The following is a 3,796-nucleotide window of genomic DNA, read 5'->3' as shown; positions in this document are numbered from 1 at the left end:
AAAGTTGTAATAGCGGATGACCTGTTAAGTAAGTTAGTAAAGCTAAGTCAGGGAAGAGTAAGAAGAGTTTGTGTAAATCTTGAACAAATTAAAACAGAGGCAGTATTAAATAATTGGCAGGAAGTAAATTTAAAGATATGGTGTCACTGGAAGAATTAAGTGGCACAAAGGGGTAGAAGTAGTACTGTATAGTAAATGAATCGGGATTAGATGTGTAAGAAGACACTAATGATGAGATATAATAATACTGGGAAATGGTGGGAAATAACGGGAAATAGTGGGAAGAAAAACCCGGTATTTTATTTAATTATATGTCTAAGGATAAAGATTGGGAAGAATTTCGGGCTGCAATTAGAATTACCAGAGATATAGCTTCTCAAAATGCCTTAACCCCTTATAAAGGAAAAGAAATTTCTCCAGGAATTGATGTTAATTCAGATAAAGAAATTGATGATTTTGTACGTAGTAAAGGAGAAACTGCATATCATCCGTGCGGATCTTGTGCAATGGGATATGATGAATGGGCTGTGGTTAATACTGAGGGTAGAGCTCACGAATTAGAGGGATTAAGAGTTGTAGATGCCTCTATTATGCCAAGGATTATAACTGGAAATCTAAATGCTCCTACTATCATGATGGCAGAAAAGATTTCAGATAGCATCAAAGGACAAAAGCTTTCTAAGGCTTCTGTACAGTATTTTGTAGCAAATTGAAATAGATATTTTTTAGGAGACGTCAAATGTTCATATGGATGGGATTAGCTGTTTTAGCTTTAGTAAGCTATGGTTTTTTGGGGTTATTTAACGGTGTAGTGGCTGATAAGATGGATCCTTATAACGGTATATTTTTTCTGGTATAGGTTATATTATTTCCGGGGTTTTGGCTTTAGCTTTTGTAAATTTTAAAATAGGGTTTACCTCAACTACATTAATTGGGACTAGTTCCGAGATAGGCGGGTTATTTTATTTATTAAGTTTAAAATACGGTGGTAATGTAAATATTGTAGTGGTTGTAACTTCTCTATGACACTTATTTTAAATTTATTGATTTATAACCATGAAATAAGCGGTATACAAATTACCGGTGCGATCCTTGCAGTAATAGCTGTTATTATGGTTAGTATAGGTTAATTAGCAATGAATACCTAATAAAATTAGGTAATTATATACTTAAAAGAGCCAATATCAACGAATGTCAGCTTTTTATAGGCTTATAGCAAAAATATGACAAACTATATTGTAACCCAGCAATTCGGTACCTTTAAGCACAGTTCTAGGTGCTTAAATATTATAATTACCTAAAATTATAATATAGACACAGAATTGATATAGGATAAAACTTATTAACGCTATTATCGAATAGAGAGCAATTAGAGAATAATTTTTATGATAACTTTTGTAGAATTTTATCCCAAATAGTTACAGCTAAATTTTCTCCGCTAATATTTAAGATACTTCTTAATCCGGTAGGAGAAGTAACGTTAATTTCTGTTAAATATCCGTCAATTACATCAATTCCAACAAAAAATAAATCTTGATCTTTTAGAGTTGTTGCAATATCTGCACAAATCAGCTTGTCTTTGTCAGATAAAGCACCTATTTCTCCGATTCCTCCGACTGCTAAATTAGATCTAATTTCATTTTTAGAAGGAACTCTATTTAAAACTCCATAAGGTTCTCCTTCAATTAAAATTATTCTTTTATCTCCCTTAGTTACGTTGGGAATAAATTTTTGCACCATTATTGCCTCAGTATATGTATTTAAAAAGGTTTCAATAATAACATTATAATTTTTATCTGATTTGCTTAAAAAAAATACTGCAGTTCCAGCATTACCATATAAAGGTTTAATTACACAATCTTGATATTTATTTACAAAGTTGTGAATAAGTTGTTCATTCTGAGTAATTAGGGTAGGGGGCATAAATTTGTGAAAATAAGTGACAATAATTTTTTCAGGGCTATTTCTTACAAAAAAAGGGTTATTTAAAACTAAAACTTCCGGTAGTAATTTTTCTAGTAAGAAAGTAGAAGTAATATATGCCATATCAAAGGGAGGATCCTGTCTTAGCCAAATTATATCAAAAGTAGCTAAATTCATTGTTACTGCAGTTTCTAAACTGATGGGAACTTCTGCAAGTTCTTGAATTTTGCTTACTTTAGAAACTAAAGCTTTTACAATTCCATTTTCTAAATACAATTGTTTAGGGTAATAATAATAAATATCTAAACCACGTCGTAGAGCTTCTAACATCAACATAACGGTAGAATCACTTTTAAAATTAATATTACTAATTAAATCCATTTGGAAAGCTACTTTTATGCTCATATAGGTTCTCTGATTATAGTTAAGTTAAAACTTCTTAGTTAGTTTTTAATTTGTGTAAAGTAATAGCATTGCTGTCTGTATTAAAAATAACTGTCATTTTTTTCCTTAGGGTTAATTATTATTTTTCGATAAAGAGCGTTACTAACATGAGTATAGTATACAATAAGAAATTGTGAAAGAGATTTAAGAGATTGTTACCAAGCATTTTTAATATGAATTGGGAGTTTCCATTTTTGTAGTAATAGAGCATCAAACCTAAATTGTAAATTCCGATAACGCGGATTAAAAGTAATAAAATATAAAAATCCGTTTCTAATTCTGAGTTGTTGTTTTTTTGAAATAGCCTCAAAAAGCATTTCATTATTAGAACGAAATTTAACTTCAATAGCAATTAAAGTCTGATTTTTTAGCACTATAATATCTATTTCACCTAATTTTGTCTTATAGTTTTTAGCAATTAATTTGTAACCTTTACAAATTAAATATATTAAAGCAAATAATTCTGCAATTTTACCGCGTTTATAAGGGTTTTTATGGGATTTATTTTTAAGAGAGATTCTCTTTTTTGAGGTATTCATTTTTTATTTTTAAACTTAATTTATATACTTCTTTTTTACTAAAATTATAAAGAGCAGCTAGTTCTACGCTAATATCTCTAAGAGATTGCTGAGGAATTCTCTCTAAAATTAAAGAGGTTAAATCTAATGTTTGAAGAGTTATAACAGGATACAGAAGTAAGATTAATTCCCCTTTTATTTGGTGGTGTTCATAAAAGTTTAAAAGAAATCCCGCACTATTTCGTTTAACTTCTTCATAAATTTTGCTGATTTCTCTTACTAAAGCTACCTCCTGATTTATTCCAAAAACCTTAATAATTGCTTGTAAACTTTTTAATAAATTATGGGGAGACTGAAAGAAAATCAAGGTACTTTCTAAAGTTTGATATTTTTGAAAGATGGTAATAAGCTCAGCTTCTTTTTTAGGTAAGAACCCTCCGAAGAAAAAATTGTTAGTAGGTAATCCTGATAATACTAAAGCTGAAATTACAGAACATGCACCAGGAATATAAGTATAACTAAGATTCTTTTTGATACATTCTTGTATTAGCGGATATCCAGGGTCGGCAATTAGGGGTGTTCCTGCATCAGAAATTAAAGCTATACTTAAGCCTTCTTCTAATTTAGTAATTATTGTAGTAATTTTTTTAGATTCTGAGATAGAATTATAACTCACTAATTTTTTTTTAAGATTATAAAAATTTAATAATTTAAGAGAAATTCTGGTATCTTCACAGAGAATTATATCTACTTTTTCAAGAGTTTCTAGGGCTCTTTTAGTAATATCTTTAAGGTTGCCTATAGGAGTTGCAACTATATATAAAATAGCTTTTGTCATGATTTTTAATTAATATAGTGTATAATTAACATATATTATAGAATAATTTAACAAAGAGAATATTACATGCAAA

4 protein-coding genes are annotated in these 3,796 nt (G+C 29.2%); 1 reads left to right on the top strand and 3 read right to left on the bottom strand.

The genetic code is table 11. The annotated features are described in order from the left end of the window. Positions 1–296 precede the first annotated feature (296 nt). Positions 297–713 (top strand): GMC oxidoreductase, encoded by a 417-nt coding sequence (locus tag ACQCX0_RS00740; protein ID WP_462562182.1) that lies wholly within the window; start codon positions 297–299, stop codon positions 711–713. Between the two features lie 670 nt (positions 714–1,383). Here the strand turns inward: ACQCX0_RS00740 and gshB are convergent. The 3 genes from gshB to rsmI form a co-directional block, all read right to left on the bottom strand. After that, the gene (gene gshB / locus ACQCX0_RS00735; RefSeq protein WP_462562180.1) at positions 1,384–2,328 is read right to left on the bottom strand and encodes a glutathione synthase; all 945 of its coding nucleotides are present in this window, start codon (positions 2,326–2,328) and stop codon (positions 1,384–1,386) included. 194 nt (positions 2,329–2,522) lie between these two features. Next, the gene (locus ACQCX0_RS00730) at positions 2,523–2,906 is read right to left on the bottom strand and encodes a YraN family protein (RefSeq protein ID WP_462562179.1); all 384 of its coding nucleotides are present in this window, start codon (positions 2,904–2,906) and stop codon (positions 2,523–2,525) included. After that, positions 2,875–3,723, bottom strand: coding sequence for a 16S rRNA (cytidine(1402)-2'-O)-methyltransferase (gene rsmI / locus ACQCX0_RS00725; protein ID WP_462562177.1), 849 nt, complete (start codon positions 3,721–3,723; stop codon positions 2,875–2,877). Before rsmI ends, ACQCX0_RS00730 begins: the two co-directional genes overlap by 32 nt. Positions 3,724–3,796 lie beyond the last annotated feature (73 nt).

The sequence above is a fragment of the Candidatus Hepatincolaceae symbiont of Strigamia maritima genome (genome assembly GCF_055505085.1).
This window is presented reverse-complemented; position numbering and strand designations above follow the sequence as displayed.